The organism is uncultured Winogradskyella sp., assembly GCF_963975125.1.
In the GTDB taxonomy this organism is placed as follows: Bacteria; Bacteroidota; Bacteroidia; order Flavobacteriales; family Flavobacteriaceae; genus Winogradskyella.
On the sequence record NZ_CAXBGB010000027.1, the window covers coordinates 14,847 to 32,822 of the forward strand.

General features: G+C 32.8%; 18 protein-coding genes and 1 pseudogene. 12 read left to right on the forward strand and 7 right to left on the reverse strand.

The window, feature by feature from the left end; all coding sequences use genetic code 11:
• Positions 1-78 precede the first annotated feature (78 nt).
• The 11 genes from AAC053_RS05685 to AAC053_RS05735 all read left to right on the forward strand — a co-directional run bounded on the left by AAC053_RS05685 (position 79) and on the right by AAC053_RS05735 (position 9,755).
• Positions 79-1,425, forward strand: a complete 1,347-nt coding sequence (locus AAC053_RS05685; RefSeq protein ID WP_339753927.1) for a dihydrolipoamide acetyltransferase family protein — start codon at positions 79-81, stop codon at positions 1,423-1,425.
• Positions 1,426-1,810: 385 nt separating this feature from the next.
• The gene (locus AAC053_RS05690) at positions 1,811-2,587 is read left to right on the forward strand and encodes a 3'-5' exonuclease (protein ID WP_339753930.1); all 777 of its coding nucleotides are present in this window, start codon (positions 1,811-1,813) and stop codon (positions 2,585-2,587) included.
• Positions 2,588-2,623: 36 nt separating this feature from the next.
• Positions 2,624-3,535, forward strand: a complete 912-nt coding sequence (locus AAC053_RS05695; protein WP_339753932.1) for a carboxypeptidase-like regulatory domain-containing protein — start codon at positions 2,624-2,626, stop codon at positions 3,533-3,535.
• A 41-nt stretch (positions 3,536-3,576) separates the two neighbouring features.
• The gene (locus tag AAC053_RS05700) at positions 3,577-4,188 is read left to right on the forward strand and encodes a fumarylacetoacetate hydrolase family protein (protein ID WP_339753934.1); all 612 of its coding nucleotides are present in this window, start codon (positions 3,577-3,579) and stop codon (positions 4,186-4,188) included.
• On the forward strand, positions 4,189-4,530 hold the full coding sequence (locus AAC053_RS05705) for an Hpt domain-containing protein (protein WP_339753936.1): 342 nt from the start codon (positions 4,189-4,191) through the stop codon (positions 4,528-4,530).
• Positions 4,531-5,787, forward strand: coding sequence for a competence/damage-inducible protein A (locus tag AAC053_RS05710; RefSeq protein WP_339753938.1), 1,257 nt, complete (start codon positions 4,531-4,533; stop codon positions 5,785-5,787). It abuts the gene before it with no gap.
• Positions 5,788-5,901: 114 nt separating this feature from the next.
• Positions 5,902-6,138, forward strand: coding sequence for a 50S ribosomal protein L28 (gene rpmB / locus AAC053_RS05715; protein ID WP_339753940.1), 237 nt, complete (start codon positions 5,902-5,904; stop codon positions 6,136-6,138).
• A gap of 27 nt (positions 6,139-6,165) precedes the next feature.
• The gene (rpmG, locus tag AAC053_RS05720; protein ID WP_296381941.1) at positions 6,166-6,348 is read left to right on the forward strand and encodes a 50S ribosomal protein L33; all 183 of its coding nucleotides are present in this window, start codon (positions 6,166-6,168) and stop codon (positions 6,346-6,348) included.
• A 7-nt stretch (positions 6,349-6,355) separates the two neighbouring features.
• Complete coding sequence (locus AAC053_RS05725) at positions 6,356-6,508, forward strand: DUF4295 domain-containing protein (RefSeq protein ID WP_008271041.1); 153 nt, start codon at positions 6,356-6,358, stop codon at positions 6,506-6,508.
• Positions 6,509-6,649: 141 nt separating this feature from the next.
• Positions 6,650-7,624, forward strand: a complete 975-nt coding sequence (gene ftsY, locus AAC053_RS05730) for a signal recognition particle-docking protein FtsY (RefSeq protein WP_339753944.1) — start codon at positions 6,650-6,652, stop codon at positions 7,622-7,624.
• Positions 7,625-8,093: 469 nt separating this feature from the next.
• Positions 8,094-9,755: an amidase family protein gene (locus tag AAC053_RS05735; protein ID WP_339753947.1), complete on the forward strand. Its 1,662-nt coding sequence runs from the start codon at positions 8,094-8,096 to the stop codon at positions 9,753-9,755.
• On the opposite strand, the gene AAC053_RS05740 is transcribed toward AAC053_RS05735, so the two are convergent.
• A complete protein-coding gene (locus AAC053_RS05740) occupies positions 9,752-10,831 on the reverse strand; it encodes a serine hydrolase (protein ID WP_339753949.1) in 1,080 nt (359 codons plus the stop codon). The two genes, AAC053_RS05735 and AAC053_RS05740, sit on opposite strands and share 4 nt — an antisense overlap.
• Positions 10,832-10,913: 82 nt before the next feature.
• Between AAC053_RS05740 and rimO the strand changes: the two genes are divergently transcribed.
• On the forward strand, positions 10,914-12,218 hold the full coding sequence (gene rimO / locus AAC053_RS05745; RefSeq protein ID WP_339753952.1) for a 30S ribosomal protein S12 methylthiotransferase RimO: 1,305 nt from the start codon (positions 10,914-10,916) through the stop codon (positions 12,216-12,218).
• Between the two features lie 220 nt (positions 12,219-12,438).
• Here rimO and AAC053_RS05750 read toward each other — a convergent pair whose 3' ends face one another.
• From AAC053_RS05750 to AAC053_RS05775, 6 genes and pseudogenes are all read right to left on the reverse strand, one after another.
• Entirely contained in the window at positions 12,439-13,251 is an 813-nt protein-coding gene (locus AAC053_RS05750) for a hypothetical protein (RefSeq protein ID WP_339753954.1), read from the reverse strand.
• Between the two features lie 137 nt (positions 13,252-13,388).
• Positions 13,389-13,715 (reverse strand): hypothetical protein, encoded by a 327-nt coding sequence (locus tag AAC053_RS05755; RefSeq protein ID WP_339753956.1) that lies wholly within the window; start codon positions 13,713-13,715, stop codon positions 13,389-13,391.
• Between the two features lie 8 nt (positions 13,716-13,723).
• The gene (locus AAC053_RS05760) at positions 13,724-14,098 is read right to left on the reverse strand and encodes a VOC family protein (RefSeq protein ID WP_339753958.1); all 375 of its coding nucleotides are present in this window, start codon (positions 14,096-14,098) and stop codon (positions 13,724-13,726) included.
• A gap of 44 nt (positions 14,099-14,142) precedes the next feature.
• Entirely contained in the window at positions 14,143-14,502 is a 360-nt protein-coding gene (locus AAC053_RS05765) for a VOC family protein (protein ID WP_339753960.1), read from the reverse strand.
• A 10-nt stretch (positions 14,503-14,512) separates the two neighbouring features.
• Positions 14,513-17,359, reverse strand: a complete 2,847-nt coding sequence (locus AAC053_RS05770; protein WP_339753962.1) for a pitrilysin family protein — start codon at positions 17,357-17,359, stop codon at positions 14,513-14,515.
• A gap of 26 nt (positions 17,360-17,385) precedes the next feature.
• Positions 17,386-17,976: pseudogene (locus AAC053_RS05775) on the reverse strand (zinc carboxypeptidase); the annotation flags it as partial.

Consider the following 17,976-nt stretch of genomic DNA (forward strand, 5'->3'; position numbering starts at 1 on the left):
GAACAAAAATCAATAAACTAATCGTTTTTTTATTAATTTTGCACTCAATTAGTAAATAAAGACCTTCAAATTATAAATATGGCAAAGTTTGAACTTAAGTTACCTAAAATGGGAGAAAGTGTTGCAGAAGCAACAATAACTTCTTGGCTTAAAGATGTAGGAGATACAATTGAAGCAGATGAAGCTGTTTTAGAGATAGCAACTGATAAAGTAGATAGTGAAATCCCAAGTGAAGTAGATGGTGTTTTAGTCGAAAAACTATTCAACGTAGATGATGTGGTACAAGTTGGGCAAACAATTGCTGTTATAGAAATTGAAGGTGGAGAAACAGTTGAGGTAAAGGCAGCAGCAGCAGAACCAGCTGCTGAGTCAGAAACTACAAGAGTAGTAGCGGAAGTAACTCAAACAGTTATAGCAGCAAAAGCTACAGTTAAACCTGTAATTTCTTCCGAAGATCGTTTCTATTCTCCGTTAGTTAAAAATATAGCTAAGGCAGAAGGTATTTCTCAAACTGAACTAGATCTAATTTCAGGTACAGGTAAAGATGGTCGAGTAACTAAGAATGATATAAAATCGTATTTAGAGTCTCGTGGATCTGCTCCAGTTACAGCTCCAAAAACTGAACCAGTAATAGTAGTTCAGCAAAAGGTAGAATCAGATTTAGCACCTGTAAAAACCGTCAAGAAGCCTTCCGTAGCTCCAGTTATATTATCTGGAGATGATGAAATAATAGAAATGACCAGAATGGGGAAAATCATTTCTAAGCACATGGTTGATTCTGTGCAAACTTCGGCACATGTACAATCCTTTATTGAAGCAGATGTCACTAACATCTGGAACTGGAGAAACAAACATAAAGGCAACTTTAAAAAGCGCGAAGGTGAAAACTTAACCTTTACACCAATATTTATGGAAGCTGTGGCTAAAGCCATAAGGGACTTCCCGATGATTAATATTTCTATTCAAGGAGATAAAATTGTTAAAAAGAAGCATATCAATATAGGTATGGCTGCGGCATTAGGTGATGGTAATTTAATTGTACCAGTTATTAAAAACGCAGATCAGCTAAATTTAATAGGTATGGCTAAAAAAGTAAATGATTTAGCTAGTAGAGCAAGAGACAACAAATTAAAACCAGACGATATACAAGGTGGAACTTACACAGTAACCAATGTTGGTACATTTGGCAGTATAATGGGTACACCAATTATCAACCAGCCACAAGTAGCTATTTTAGCTCTTGGTGCTATACGCAAAGTGCCTGCTGTAATAGAAACACCAGATGGCGATTTTATTGGTATCCGTTATAAAATGTTCTTATCTCATTCTTACGATCATAGAGTAGTAAATGGAGCACTTGGTGGACAGTTTGTAAAAGCAGTAAAAGATTATTTAGAAGCTTGGGATTCTGATAGAGAAATTTAAACCAGTCCCTTTGTAAAAAGAGATCTCATTGATATATACAACAAAGCACAGTTTTACATCTGTGCTTTATTTTTGTGCTTTTTAGAAGTTTCTTTTAACTCACCTGCTAAACGTAGTTCGATGAGTCGAATCAAATTGCTTTTAGCAAACGATGGCTTACGTTTTCCCTCGATGGGCAGTTAAAAGCTGAAGATTGTAAATAAGCCTTAATGCAATTTGGTTTAGTAGTCTCTGATAAAAAATCGTTTAAAAAATCGTTCCAATGTTTTTTATCAAGCGTTAAACAAAGTTAGCCTTTTAATTTCACAAAGTCAAGTCAGCTTTTTCAATCCTTATAAGGCTATTCTACTAATTCTATTTATCTTTGAGATTCAAAATAAAAACAATGCAACTCAACCTTAATAAGCCCATCTGTTTTTTCGATTTAGAAACCACAGGAATCAATATATCTAAAGACAGAATTGTAGAAATTTCCATCCATAAAGTATTTCCAGATGGTAAGGAAGAAACTAAAACTTGGGTAGTAAATCCTGAGATGCCAATTCCTGCCGAGGTTACTGCAATCCATGGTATTTCAGATGCTGATGTTGTAGGTAAACCAACCTTTAAAGAATTATCTAAGGAAGTTCATAACATGATTAAGGATTCCGATTTAGGTGGTTTTAATTCTAACCGTTTCGATATTCCGTTGTTAGCAGAAGAATTATTGCGTGCAGATGTAGATTTTGATATGAAAAATAGCCAATCTATAGATGTACAGACTATTTTTCATAAGATGGAACAACGTTCATTGGTTGCTGCATATAAATTCTATTGTAATAAAAACTTAGACGATGCTCACAGTGCAGAAGCAGATACAAAAGCAACTTACGAAGTTTTAAAAGCACAATTAGATCGTTATGAAGATTTAGAAAATGATACTAAGTTCTTAGCAGAATTTAGTTCGCGTAAAAAGTTTGCTGATTTTGCAGGTTTCTTAGTCTTTAATAAAGAAGGTGAAGAATGTTTCTCATTTGGTAAGCATAAAGGGAAACGCGTTGTAGATGTGTTAGAGAATGAAGGAGGTTACTTTGGTTGGTTGCTAAATGCAGATTTTCCGCTTTATACTAAAAAAGTGTTAACGGCGATTAAGTTACGTCAGTTTAATAATAAATTGGGTTAAACTTCCTGTTTAGGAAGGAGTTTTATTGTCTGATGTATGAAGTTTCTCTTATTACTAATTCCGTTTCTAACATTTTCCCAAGAACAAACAGCTAAAGGTTTTGTTTTAGATACCGAAACCAAAATACCAATTCCGTACGTTAATATCAGCATCATAAAATCTAAAATTGGCACTTCGAGTGATGATGATGGAAGTTATATACTTACAATAAAAGATGAAGATTTAAGCAAAAGTATAAAGTTGTCATCTTTGGGTTATAAAGATTCTACAATTGTTGTGTCTAAGTTTTTAAATTTAGATAAAGTGTTTCTTCAACCTATAGCAGAAGAATTAGAAGAAGTAGTGATTTCTGAAAAATTTGAAGAACATTTTTTTGAGATTAACCCTATTCGTAAAAAAGATATTATAGGAGGCTTTGGAGGTTTTAAAGACCACCCTTACATTTTCGCATTATATTTTCCTTATCAGAAAACCTTTAACAATACTGAATACATCAGTATAGTCAAAGTTTTTTTAAACAAAAAAAGTTTTGCTCATAAATTAATGCCTTCAAAATTTAGGTTACGCTTATTTTCTATAGGAATTGATAGTCTTCCAGATAGAGATCTGCTTTCAAAGAGTCTAATTATAGAAACATCTAAAAAACAACGTGATGTTGAAATTGATTTATCAGAATTTAATATTACATTTCCAGAAGAAGGAGTCTTTGTGGCATTAGAATGGTTGCATATTCCTTTTAATGCTTATGAGTTTACATATACAAAAGGAAAAAGTAAAAAGAAATATACAGAGATTAGATATGCACCAAGACTCTCATGGATTAAACAAAAAAAATCTGAAAACTACTTAGTTATTTATGCCATTGGTAGGTGGGTAAAACAAAAAATACCTTATACGAGTAAGGATGATTTTATGATTCCTGCTATATTCTTAACTTTGTCTAATTAAATATTGCTAACAGCCAAAAGCTAATGCCAAACAGCTAATAAATGAAACTAATCTGCATAGGTCGCAATTACGCAGACCACATTAAAGAACTTGAAAACGAAAAGCCAACAGACCCTGTGGTGTTTTTAAAGCCAGATACTGCAATTTTACTTAATAAGCAGCCGTTTTTTATTCCAGATTTTTCAGATGATGTACATCATGAGGTAGAGGTTTTGGTAAAAATAAAGAAAGTTGGGAAACATATCGATAAAAAATTTGCACACAAATATTACGACGAAATCGGACTTGGAATAGACTTTACAGCACGCGACCTTCAAGCAAAATTAAAAGCAAAAGGCCTACCTTGGGAAAAGGCAAAAGCCTTTGATGGCGCAGCTGTTATAGGGAAGTGGTTGCCAAAGACTAAGTTTAAAGATGTTAATAATATTAACTTCAGTTTTAAAAAAAATGACGAAGTTGTTCAGTCTGGAAATACCCAATTAATGCTTTGGAAAATTAATGAACTTATAGAATATGTGTCAAAATATTTTACTTTAAAAATTGGAGATATTATATTTACAGGCACACCTGCTGGAGTTGGCAAGGTGTTTGCAAACGATAAATTAAAAGGATATATCGAAAACGAAGAATTGTTTTCAATTAAAATAAAATAAATGTCAAAACATTACAAATTACATCGCGTTCGCGAAATGGCTGAAGGAGATGAAGATTTCGTTGTTGCAATAGCAGCAGCATTTATAGAAGAAGTGCCAGAGGATGCAGAACGTTTAAGAAAATCTGTTCCGGATAGAGACTTCTATGAAACATATCAAGCAGCGCACAAGATGAAACCTACTATTGATTTATTCGAGCTTGGTGTTCTAGATAAATTAATTGAAGTGCAAGATTGGGGAAAGCATGAGCAAAACGATAAAGATGTAACAGCACAACTTCAAATTGTATTAACTGCAGTAGAGAATGCTACAAACGAAATTAAAACCGATTTTGGTCTGTAAATGTTAGCAGAAATAATCACTATTGGCGATGAGATTCTAATTGGCCAGGTTGTAGATACAAATTCTGCATTTTTAGGAAAAAAACTAAATAATATAGGTGTTTCTGTTTTTCAAATAACTTCAATCCAAGATGATAAAGAGCATATTTTAAAAGCTTTAAAAGAAGCTGAAGGTAATGCAGATATCATCATAGTTACAGGTGGTTTAGGACCTACTAAGGACGATATTACTAAACAAGCCATTTGCGAATATTTTAATGATATTTTAGTTGAAAATAAAGATGTCTTAGCTAATGTTGAGCAAATATTTTCTAAATTTAATAAACCACTTTTAGACGTTAATAAGCAACAAGCATTAGTGCCATCTAAAGCTAAGGTGTTGATGAACCAATTTGGTACAGCTCCAGGTATGTGGTTAGAAAAAAAAGGAAAAGTGTTTGTTTCTCTTCCAGGTGTGCCCTACGAGATGAAAGCGCTAATTTCTAATGCGGTTATTCCTAAACTAAGAGAGCAATTCAAGTTCCCATTTATAATGCATAAGACCATATTAACACATGGTTTAGGGGAAAGTGCATTAGCAGACCGAATTGAGACTTGGGAAGATAATCTTCCAGATTTTATAAAATTAGCATATTTGCCAAGTTTAGGCCATGTGCGTTTGCGCTTATCAGGAAGGGCTATGGTTAAGGCCACGGTCGAGGGAGAAATACAAAAGCAGGTCGGTTTATTGTTACCGCAAATACAAGATGTTTTTGTCGGTTTTGAAGAAGATAAATCTATCGAGACGATAATTGGATCTCAACTCATTAAAATGGGCAAAACCTTATCTATTGCAGAAAGTTGTACTGGTGGAAAAATAGCTCAAGCATTTACAGTAAATCCAGGAGCATCAAAGTATTTTAAAGGTAGTATAGTGAGTTATGCTACAGAATCTAAAGTAAATATTTTAGAGGTTTCTAAAAATGATATTAATATACATTCTGTGGTAAGCAAAATAGTAGCAGAAGCTATGGCGAAAAATGTGAGAACATTGTTTAATACAGATTATGCTATCAGTACAACAGGAAATGCAGGGCCATCTAAAGGAGATTCAGATGCAGATGTTGGTACGGTTTGGATTGCTGTAGCTACAAAAGACAGGGTTTATGCTGAGGTTTTTAACTTTGGGAAGCATCGTAAAAAAGTAATTATGAAGGCGACTAATAAGGCTTTTGAAATGCTTCAAAAAGAAATTGAAGACGTTCACAAAAAAAAGTAAGATTTTATGTTTGTTGAAACGTAAAGTTTTATTAAATTTGCACCCTGTTTTAAAATATCCGTTTTTGGATTTAGCTTAAACAGAAAGAATTAATAGACCTAAAGAAAGAATACAATGTCAAGAGTTTGTGAACTTACTGGGAAAAAAGCGATGGTTGGAAACAATGTTTCTCACGCAATGAATAAAACGAAACGCAAGTTTAATGCAAACTTGATTAAAAAACGTTTTTATATTCCTAAAGAAGATAAGTGGGTAACATTAAAAGTTTCTACATCTGCATTAAAGACTATCAATAAGATTGGTATCGATGCAATGTTAAAAGAAGCTAGAGCAAAAGGATTATACAAATAATAGCGTTAGCGCTTAAGTCAATTTATAATGGCAAAAAGAGGAAATAGAATACAAGTTATCTTAGAGTGTACAGAGCACAAAGCTTCTGGTCAGCCAGGAACTTCTAGATATATTACAACGAAAAATAAGAAAAATACGCCAGACCGTATGGAGATTAAGAAATTTAATCCTATCCTTAAGCGTATGACAGTTCATAAAGAGATAAAATAAGAAAACCATGGCAAAGAAATCAGTAGCGTCTTTACAGACAGGATCAAAACGTTTGACAAAAGCTATAAAAATGGTGAAATCACCAAAAACTGGAGCTTACATGTTCGTAGAATCAGTAATGGCACCAGAATTTGTCAATGACTTTTTAAACAAAAAATAATCTTTATTATCATATAGATTTACTGAACTGCTTTCATTTGAAAGCAGTTTTTTTATGGCTATATTTGAGCAGTAACATGACAAGTTAGCAGTTAATCGATTAGGCAAGATTGTTGCATTTAGCAAAGCAAATAAAATTTAAATGAGTTTTTTTAAAAAAATATTCTCTTCTGAAAAGAAAGAAACCCTAGATAAAGGTTTAGAGAAATCTAAATCCTCTTTTTTCAATAAATTAAATAAGGCTGTTGCAGGTAAATCTAAAGTAGATGATGATGTTTTAGATAATCTTGAAGAAATATTAGTCACTAGTGATGTTGGTGTAAACACAACTCTAAAAGTAATAGAACGCATTGAAGAGCGTGTGTCTAAAGACAAATACATAGGAACCTCAGAGCTTAATCAAATACTAAGAGAAGAAATAGCAGCATTATTATCTGAAACAAAGTCTGGTGAAGATACAGAGTATACAATTCCAGAATTACCAAAGCAAGCTGATGGTTCAAAAACACCTTATGTACTTATGGTTGTTGGTGTCAATGGTGTTGGTAAAACTACTACTATTGGTAAATTGGCATATCAATTTAAAAAGCAAGGTTTAAAAGTAGTGCTTGGTGCGGCAGATACCTTTAGAGCAGCTGCGATTGACCAATTACAAGTTTGGGCAGATCGGGTAGATGTGCCTATGATAAGACAAGATATGGGATCTGATCCTGCTTCCGTAGCTTTTGATGCTTTACAATCTGGTGTTAACCAAAATGCAGATGTTATTATAATTGATACAGCAGGCCGTTTACATAATAAGGTTAATCTAATGAACGAGTTAACTAAGGTAAAGCGCGTAATGCAAAAAGTTATTGACGATGCACCACACGATGTCTTATTGGTTTTAGATGGTTCTACAGGTCAAAATGCTTTTGAACAAGCAAAGCAATTTACAGCAGCAACCGAAGTAACGTCTTTAGCAGTAACCAAATTAGATGGGACAGCAAAAGGAGGAGTTGTCATTGGTATTAGCGATCAGTTTCAAATCCCAGTAAAATATATTGGTGTAGGTGAAGGTCTTGAAGACCTACAAGTCTTTAATAAGTATGAGTTTGTAGATTCTTTTTTTAAGTAACAAATTCCTGCAGAAGTAGAAATCTCATCCTAGTGGAATCCTAAGATTTAACTTAACTAATCTCATAATAAAGAGAGGAAAGCTTTAATTTTAAAAATGCTAGAGTTTTAAAATCGATTACAATTATTACACTGTTGTACTCCGTTTTAATGATAATTAATTACCTATATATTTTTTTATCTTATTACCTTAAAAATAAAAGCCCACTGCTTCCAGATTGTATTATAGAATATATTGCATTTCCTATTTATTTTATTTTATCATTTTTATTGCTAATCGTTTTGGTTAATATTCTTAGTTTAAGAAATAAAGACTTTAATTTCTATAAGACATATATCGTGTTGGTATTGTCAATCTTATTTTTTATTTTTCAATCCAGTTTATATCTGCTCTTAATGGACATTAATCCATTTTGTAAATAGTTGTAATGTAGTATCGCATTTTCGTATTTTTATAAAAAACATCAACCATGCGTAATTATCTTTTTCTTTTTGCTTTCATTTTTATCGTTTCTTGTAAAAACTCTAAATCATCAGATGTAAGGTCACCAATCGAGGAATCTGAAACTAAAGAAGAATCTTCGGATTTAAGTACTATTTCTACAAAATACTTTAGAGAGTTTAAAGTCTTAGATTCAAAAAACTTAACTAAAGAAGAAATTTGGGAAGCTATCAATCCGCAAATGACTGATTTTAACGAAACAAATTACAATAGATTAAAGCCTTTTATTTTAGAGAAAGATATTACAGAGCTTCAAATCTATAGAACTGCCAATAAATTCACTTACGTTGAGTTAACTAAATTCTACCTATACCGTATTAGAAAATTCGATAGAGAAAATCCATTATCATTGAATTCTGTTATTGCTATTAATCCTAATGTTATTAAAGAGGCCAAGCTTAGAGATCGCGATTTTTTAAATAAGCGAATGAAACATCCTATTATTGGCATGCCAATATTATTAAAAGATAATGTAAATGCAGCAGACATGGCAACCACAGCTGGCGCAGTAGCATTAAAAGATAATTTCGCTGAAGATGCTTTTATAGTAAAACAATTAAAGTCTAAAGGTGCTTTAATTCTTGGTAAAGCCAACTTAAGTGAATGGGCCTATTTTTTCTGTGGTGACTGTCCAAGCGGTTATTCTGCTATTGGTGGACAAACCTTAAATCCCTATGGAAGACGTGTTTTTGATACAGGAGGTTCAAGTTCTGGTAGTGGAGTTTCTGTTGCTGCCAATTTTTGTGCTGCTGCTATTGGAAGTGAAACCTCAGGTTCTATATTATCTCCTGCTAGTCAGAACTCGACTGTAGGATTAAAACCAACTATTGGTTTGGTAAGTCGTAGTGGCATTGTGCCAATTTCTTCAACATTAGATACTGCAGGACCAATTACGCGAAATGTAATGGATAATGCGATTCTATTGGATGCTATTTTTGGCGAAGACAAATCAGATTCAAAATCAATTTATGCTTTATGGGAATCGGGTTTCTATTATAAGAATTTAAAAGAAGCTAGCTTAAAAGGAAAACGTTTCGGAGCACCAAAACGATTACTAGAAGATACTTTGTATGCTAGTGCTTTAGAAGTATTAAAATTACAAGGTGCAGATATTGTAGAAATTGAAGAAGAAGAACTTGGACTGCCAAACTTTCTTCGCTTACTCAACTTAGAAATGAAAAAGGATTTGCCAGCTTACATGGAAAACTATGCAAATGAAACTATATCTCTAAGAACAGTTTCTGATGTGATGGCTTTTAATCTTAAAGATTCATTAAAAACCATGCCTTATGGTCAGAGTTTATTTAAAGGTATAGTAGAAGATCAAGGAGATGTAGAATATTTAGAGCGTATTAAAGACACTTTAAAATCTAATGGATTACAATATTTTGATAATCCCATGAAGGCAAATAATTTAGATGGATTTTTATCTATCAATAATTATCATGCAGGTTTTGCGGCTGTGGCAGAATATCCTGCATTAACGGTTCCTATGGGTTATACCAGTGTTGGAACTCCAAAAGGCCTAACGTTTATAGGTAAGCGACTACAAGAAAAGCAATTGTTAGCATGGGCTTACGTATATGAGCAAGCCTCGAAAGCTAGAGTTGCACCTAAAAATTATAACTAGTTAATTAAAGCATTAATTTTTTCCCAAAGGTCATTATCAAAATTTGAGAGTGCAAAGTTTTCACCTTCTGCCGCCTCTCCCATTCTAATAACTACTAAATTTTTACTTGGCACGACATAAATTTTTTGGTCATTTTTTCCTAATGCAGCATACATGTCGCTTGGTGCATTTGGTATAAGTTCACCCGGGAATTCAAATTGACTTTGTGGTAAATGATACGTCGTTTTTCCATTTAACCACCATAAGTAACCATAAGCTTGGTTTATAGTTTGTGAAGTGTTAACAGCATCATTTAAGTGATTTTCAGGAATAATTTGTTCGCTCTCCCATTTGCCATCAGCATAAGTTAATAAGCCAAATCGTGCCATGCTTCGAGTTGTACTCCAATATACACTAAAATCACCAGTTTGTAACCAAGCTCCTGTCATGCCAATTCTGTTTTTCAATTTTAAATTAAAATAGTTAGACCAAGTTTCATTACTGGCTTCTGCAATTACATCTTGAAGTTTTACATATACATTATGATATGCCCAACGATTTCCTGCATCTGTTACATATTGTAAGTTAGATGATGAAACATTATCACCTAAGCCATCGTCTAAACCAGAGTTCATTGATAATAAATTCTTACAGGTAATTAAGTTTTCTTTATCCAATGGCGCACTTGTCCAGCCAGTTCCTAAATAGTCCGAGACTTTATCATTAATATTAAGCAAGCCTTCTTCTTGAGCGATTCCAGTGATTGCAGTGGTCAACGTTTTTCCTGCACTTGCCCAATACCAAGGAGAAGTATTTGTATGACTATTAAAATAGGCTTCTACTACAATTTTGCCTTCATGTAGAATCATAAAACTCTTAGAATTTTTGTCTTCCAAATAATCAAGCAATGGTTGCAATTGAGTTTCATTCCAGTTTAATTCAGCTGTAGTTTTGGTTTCCCAAGTATTAGAATTTAAAGGAGGGAAATAGAAGTCTTCATTTTGAGGCTCTTGGTCATCTAAATTATCATTATCACTAGAGCACGATGGTACTAACCAAATAAATGTTAAGACGAATAGGTATCTAATAAGTTTCATAAGTTAGGTTTTGCATTTATGACCCATAAATATACTAAAGGTTTAATTTACATCGTATCTTTGCAAACTGATTTATAGAACCATGCGTACAAAAACTCTTAAGAAAAACAGAATCAACGTTGTTACCCTTGGCTGTAGTAAAAATGTTTACGATAGTGAAGTTTTGATGGGACAGTTAAAGGCAAGTGGTAAAGATGTTGTTCATGAGCAAGATGGAAATGTCGTAGTGATTAACACGTGTGGCTTTATAAATAATGCCAAGGAAGAAAGTGTTAATACCATCTTAGAGTATATGCAAAAGAAGGAAGATGGTGAAGTAGATAAGGTATTTGTAACAGGTTGTTTAAGCGAGCGTTATAAGCCAGATTTACAGAAAGAAATCCCGAATGTAGATCAGTATTTTGGTACAACAGAGTTACCAGGATTATTAAAAGCTTTAGGTGCAGATTATAAACACGAATTAATTGGAGAACGTTTAACAACAACTCCTAAAAACTATGCCTATTTAAAAATTGCTGAAGGTTGCGATAGACCATGTAGTTTCTGTGCTATTCCTCTGATGCGAGGTAAACATAAAAGTACTCCAATAGAAGAAATTGTTGTTGAGGCAGAAAAATTGGCAGCTAAAGGAGTTAAAGAGTTAATTCTTATTGCTCAAGATTTAACCTATTACGGTTTAGATTTATATAAAAAACGAAACCTTGCTGAATTATTAGAACATTTGGTGAAAGTTGAAGGTATTGAATGGATTCGTTTGCATTATGCTTTTCCTACAGGTTTCCCAATGGACGTGCTAGATGTAATGAACCGTGAGCATAAAGTTTGTAACTACTTAGATATTCCATTACAGCATATCTCAGATTCTATTCTAAAGAGTATGCGTCGTGGTACAACCAAAGAGAAAACCACAAAATTATTAAAAGAGTTTAGAGCAAAAGTCCCAGAAATGACGATTAGAACAACGTTGATTGTTGGTTATCCTGGTGAAACACAAGAAGATTTCGAAACCCTTAGAGATTGGGTAAAAGAAATGCGTTTTGAACGATTAGGATGCTTTACTTATTCTCATGAAGAGAATACTCATGCTTACAATTTAGAAGATGATGTGCCCGAAGATGTTAAGATGCAACGTGCTAATGAGATTATGGAAATTCAGTCTCAAATCTCTTGGGAGCTCAATCAAGCTAAAATAGGGCAGGAGTTTAAAGTGGTAATTGATCGTAAAGAGGGCAATTACTTCATAGGTCGTACAGAATACGATTCACCAGATGTTGATAACGAAGTCTTAATTGATGCAACTAAAACCTATTTAAAAACCGGTGAGTTTGCTAAAATTAATGTAATTGAAGCTGAGGATTTCGACCTTTATGGTGACGTTGTAAAATAGATAGATTGCCATTATAGTGACTTATTGCCATTCTGGGTGTCAAAAGATTATACCCTTAGAAACTATGAGTCCAGAAAAACGAAATCAATTTAAAATTATCTTGTTATCAATTTACCTTGTGTTTAGCTGTTTAATTTTTAAATTTATTCTTTCAGTTTAAACAGAATCATTATAATTCTTCATTATAAGTTGTGGATGTATATTAAATATCGATTTAGTATTAACACCCATCTCTAGGTCCAAAAGTAAATACTAACTCTTGTTCCATGTTATTGCCATCTGCATTTTTAGCAGGTGTCCACTTTCCAGGTATATTTTTAAGAAGTTCAATTAATTTTTTGTCAATAGAAGGATAACCAGTTGTCATAGCATCATGATTTACTTCAGATACTTTTCCATCTTTCGTAATAATAAAACTTAATTTAATAGCTCCAAGTTTGTCGTTTTCTATAATGCTCATAGCATCTTTGCTATTGTCTTTAAGGTAAGTAAGAAGTGCGTCTTTACCATTAACATAAGTAGCTTGTGTTTCTGGGACAACCGTAATGTGAGGTCCAAAAAACTTATCTTCCTTAACACCAGTTTCCAAATTCTTTCCTCTAAATTCTGTTCTAATCGTAAAATGATTAAAATAATCTCTAGATCTTATTAATTTTAATTGTTCATCTGTAAGCCTGTCTTGTGTACCAAAAGCTTGTAATTCGGATTGTCTGTTATCTTTAATGACCACAATATTAACTGAATAAATATGTTCAATCTGTTGCTTCTCACCTTCATTAAGGAAATCATAAATTGTGGTAGCCTTAGCAATTTCTGATTTTTTTATTGCCGCAAAGCGCGTGTCTACACCATAGTATAAGTCTGGAATATTATTCTTAATCGGACCTGTATTTGTTTGGTGTTCTATTGCAAGTGTTTTATCAGCTACGGAATTTGGGATATTGGTATCATTGCTATTAAAGAATGTGATACCAAAATATAATACACTAAGGATTACTAGCGAAGTTCCAAAAATAATTATGCTCTTTTTCATATTAATATTTTTTTATGATTAATGAGTAACAAATATATTGTTGAAAGACAGTTGGACTATTAAATTAATTGTAAAAAAAATGCAAATACTTTGTGAAAAAGCATGTGCATCAAAAAACTGCTAATGTTGATAAACCTTTATTTAGTAGGCAAACTATTAACATAAGCAAAACTTTGTTCAAAATAACTTACCATTTTTGAATTGTTGCTCCAAAGCGATTCAGGTACTAATACATAATCCTTCATTTTTGCTCCATAGGAATAATAAAAACCTGTATTATATTTTTCCATAAATTCTGAGGCTTCTTCTTTTGGTAAACGAATGCCTATTTCTGCATCCTTATTGAGAAGCGTAAACATATACCCGTTTGATGAGGTATAAATCATCTTCTTGCCTTTACGCTCAAAACCATTACATGAGCTAGTAATGCTGTCGTAAACTTTTAGTGCTTCGTCCCAATTCATGACTAATTTTAAATATGTTGATCTACTAATATAGCATTGCCATCTGGATCCAATACCACAAAACTCGCCGGACCAGATGTAGTAGATTCGTCTATCTCACTTGCAAATGCAACATCCTTCGTTTTTAAATGCTTTTGAATATCTCTCACATCGTCATATTGCTCTAATGTATTTGCACTTTGATCCCAACCTGGATTAAAGGTGAGTATATTATTTTCAAACATACCTTGAAACAGACCAATGAGCGTCTTTTCGTTTTTCATAATAAGGTAATTCTTTTCTAAATCACCAGCAAATACTGAAAATCCTAAGGATTCATAAAACGTTTTTGATACTTTAATATCTTTAACGGCAAGACTAATTGAAAAGGCTCCAAGTTTCATTTTTTTATATGTTAGTTAGTAGTTAAAGATAACAAAATGCTATGTTATTTATTGCCTTGCCCAAATGTCAGTAAGTTATTAGCTGGGTCTAATAGAGAAAATTCTTTTTGTCCCCAGGGTTGAACTTGCAATGGTCCATTTGGGTGAATACTTATTTTTCTATCTAAAAGCTTTTGGTATAATTGCTCAATGTTATCTGTTCTAATGTAAACTTGTCCATAATTTTCTTTAGGATTAAGGTCTTTAAATTCGAAAAAATGTAGTTCTATTTTATCTTTTTGTAACATTAAATAACCTTCATAATCTCTACTTCCTAATGGTTTAAAACCTAATTGATTGATGTAATAATCTCTTGTAATTTCTTTATTACGCATTGGTAATTTTGGATGTATTTCTGTAAGCATTTAGATTTAATTATTGTTTTAAATAAGTATCTCTACCATTTAATAAAATTGCTTTTCCAAATCCTAAGCCTTCTAATTTATCTAATTGCGTTGCTGCATCACCTACAACTAAATAGATCATTTGGTTGGGTTTAATGTATTTGTTGGCAAGTGCTTTAATGTCTTCTACAGTTAACTTCTTTACAATAGCCTCGCGTTGTTTTGCATAATCATCATCAAAACCATAATTACTAATATTAGAAAGCATGTTTAATTTGGCGTTAAGCGTTTCAAAAGCACGAGCACCACTTTTTAAGGTGTAACCTTTAGTGACTTCTAGATCTGTACTATCAAAATTTTCACCATAATTTTCTAAAATGTCTTTTACTAATTCAGCAGATTCTGAAGTAACATTACTTCTTACACCACTAGAGATACTAAAACTACCAACTTTATCATTTCCTCTAAAACCAGATCTAATACCATAAGTGTACCCTTTGCCTTCTCTTAATTGCTGCGTCAGTTGTGATGCGAAGCCACCACCACCTAAACGGTAATTCATAACAGTAGCAGCATAATAATCTTCATCAGTTACTTTTGGTGCAGGATATCCAAAACGCAAGACGGATTGCTTTGCATTTGGTACATCATAAAAATAAATTTTTGATGCCGTTGGTACTTCAACTTTAGGGAGCTGAGGAAATACAACATCTTTTACGTTCCAATTTGTATTTATGGTCTCCAAAGTTTTTAGTGCATCATTTTTAGAAATATCTCCAACAATATGAACTTTAGCTAAAGTTGGCGACAAGTAATTGTTGTAGTATGTCTTTAAATCTTCTATTGTTATCGCATCAACAGAAGCTTCTGTACCGCTATTACTATTAGATAAAATATGATTTTCGCCATAAAGTAGTTTATTAAATTCTGCCTGTGCGATAGCATTTGGGTTCGCATCACGACGTTGAATATTACTTTTTGTACTTTGTTTTATAAGTTGAAATTCTTTTTCGTCCCAACGAGGTTCTAGTAAAATTTCAGTTACTAACTTCATAGTGGCTTCAAAATTCTTTGATAATGCATTACCACTTAAGTAAATAGCATCATTAGATGAATAGGCATCAATCCTAGCACCAAGACTTTCAATTTCATTTTCTAACTGTTCTGGTGTTTTTGTCTTTGTACCTTTAGTTATTAGATTTGCCAATAGATTTGAAACACCAATTTTATCTATATTTTCTAGCAACATACCACCATCAATTTGAATTTCAAACTGTACTAATGGAACTTCACTATTTTCTATTCCTAGAACGTTAATTCCAGAATCTAAACTTTGTTTCCAAACTTCTGGAACTTTTACATCCGGACTTTCTCCATAATCTGGTTCAATACTTCTATCGAAACTAGACGGTGTTTTTTCGTAAGTAGCAGCGATTGATGCATCAAAGGATTCTTCGGCACCATCAATAATCTTCTCTTCTGTAACAGCTGCCAATTCAGAGTTTTCTAAAATAAGTTGACCTTGTCCTATTGGTACAAAACTAGTTGCAACATAATTTTTGTTTTTTATATAGTTATTGTAAACACGCATCACATCTTCTGGAGTAACTGCCAAAATATTTTCTACATCTTTACTAATAAAACCAGCATCACCAGTGAACATTTCATACTGTGTTAATTGAGCTCCTTTTCCCAATACACTCGATAATCGATTGTAGAAATTAGTTTCTTGTCCGGCTTTAATCCGATTTAAATCTATTTCCGAAATCCCATTTTCTTCAAATGATTTATAGCCTTTGTTAATGGCTTTTACTATATCGTTTAAGTCTATTTGATTAAAAGCAGTAACACTAAGTTGTATCTGGCCAGAAACTTCAGAATTATATTCACCCATGCCAACATTACTTGTTAGTTGTTCATCTTCTACTAAAACTTTATATAAAGGTGCTTTTTTTCCTTGTGTTAAATATTGTGACAATACATTTAAAGCATAAGAATCTTCGTGATATTGTGGTACTCCTGGCCAAACCATTGTTAAACGTGGTGCACGAGCAAAATTGTCTTCGTAATATAAATACTTTGAAGCTTCTAAAACTGCTGGCTGCTTAGCTATAACAGGAATATCCTCACCTCTCGGTATTTCATCAAAATATTTCTTCACCCAAGTTTTGGTTTGCTCTACATCAAAATCTCCAGCAATGGTAAGCACAACATTATTTGGTACATACCATCGGTTAAAAAAATCTTTTACGTCTTGTAAAGTTGCATTTTGTAAATCTTCCAAAGAGCCAATGACTTGCCAACTATATGGATGACCTTTAGGATACAGGTTACTATCAATTACATATTGATTGTGTCCGTAAGGTCTATTATCTATTGACTGACGTTTTTCATTTTTTACAACTTGTTTTTCTTTTGCTAAAACAGGTTCGGTAACTGTATTAATGAAGTAACCCAATTTATCAGCTTCAGCCCAGATCATTTTCTCTAAAGCATCTTTTGGTACGGTTTGTAAGTAATTGGTACGATCTCTATTAGTTGAGCCATTCGCTCCAGAGCCTCCAATACGAGCACTCATTTGGTCTAAGCCACCTTTACCAAGATTTTCAGATTCTAAGAATAAAAGATGCTCAAAAAGATGTGCAAACCCAGTACGACCTTCAATCTCTCTACCCGAACCAACGTGAGCAGTTATTGACACGGCAACAACAGGATCTGATTTATCAACGTGTAGAATAACCTGTAAACCATTATCTAATGTGAATTTTTCGTAGTCAATTTTAAACTCGGTGTCAGATACTTCAGTTTCATTTTGTTTGCAAGCTAATACTGTGATTAGAGCAAATACAGTTAGAATTGCAAATTTGTAATATTTCATAATTTGATTTTTAGATTGATGTATTATTATAATTCAAAAGCATTATTATTTACAAAGAAAATTGAGTTCACTAAAAATAGTTTTCCATTTTCCCAAAAACTTCTAAATAGAGTGTTTTCTACCATATAGATAAAGCTACCACTTCCCATTTGCTCTTCACCAAATACTAATGTTTGGTCTAAGTTTTTTAGTGTTTCTTTTCCTGCAAAACCAGAATATACTTTTGTGTCCTCTATATATGCCACATTGTAACCACTGTCTAATAAGCTATAAGTAGCACTACCTCGTTTAAGTGTAAAATAATCTTCACTATAACCAAATTCCATTGGATGTGTGTGATCTACCTTAGTTTTAAAAACGGCACCTGTGATAAGCTTATTGCTGTATTCGCGCTCACGATCTGCGTAAGATGTTAAATTGTTGTCATCTTCATCTTCGTTTTCAGAAGTTTTATTTTTTAAACTAAACCCGTCTTTGTTTGCAAAACTTTTGAGAGCACCATCAATAGCAATTACTTTTCCTCCAGAGCTTACCCAATCCTTTATTTTTTTCATGTTGTTGTCATTAAGAACACTTCTGTAAGATCCATTCGGAATAATTAAAACATTAAATTTATT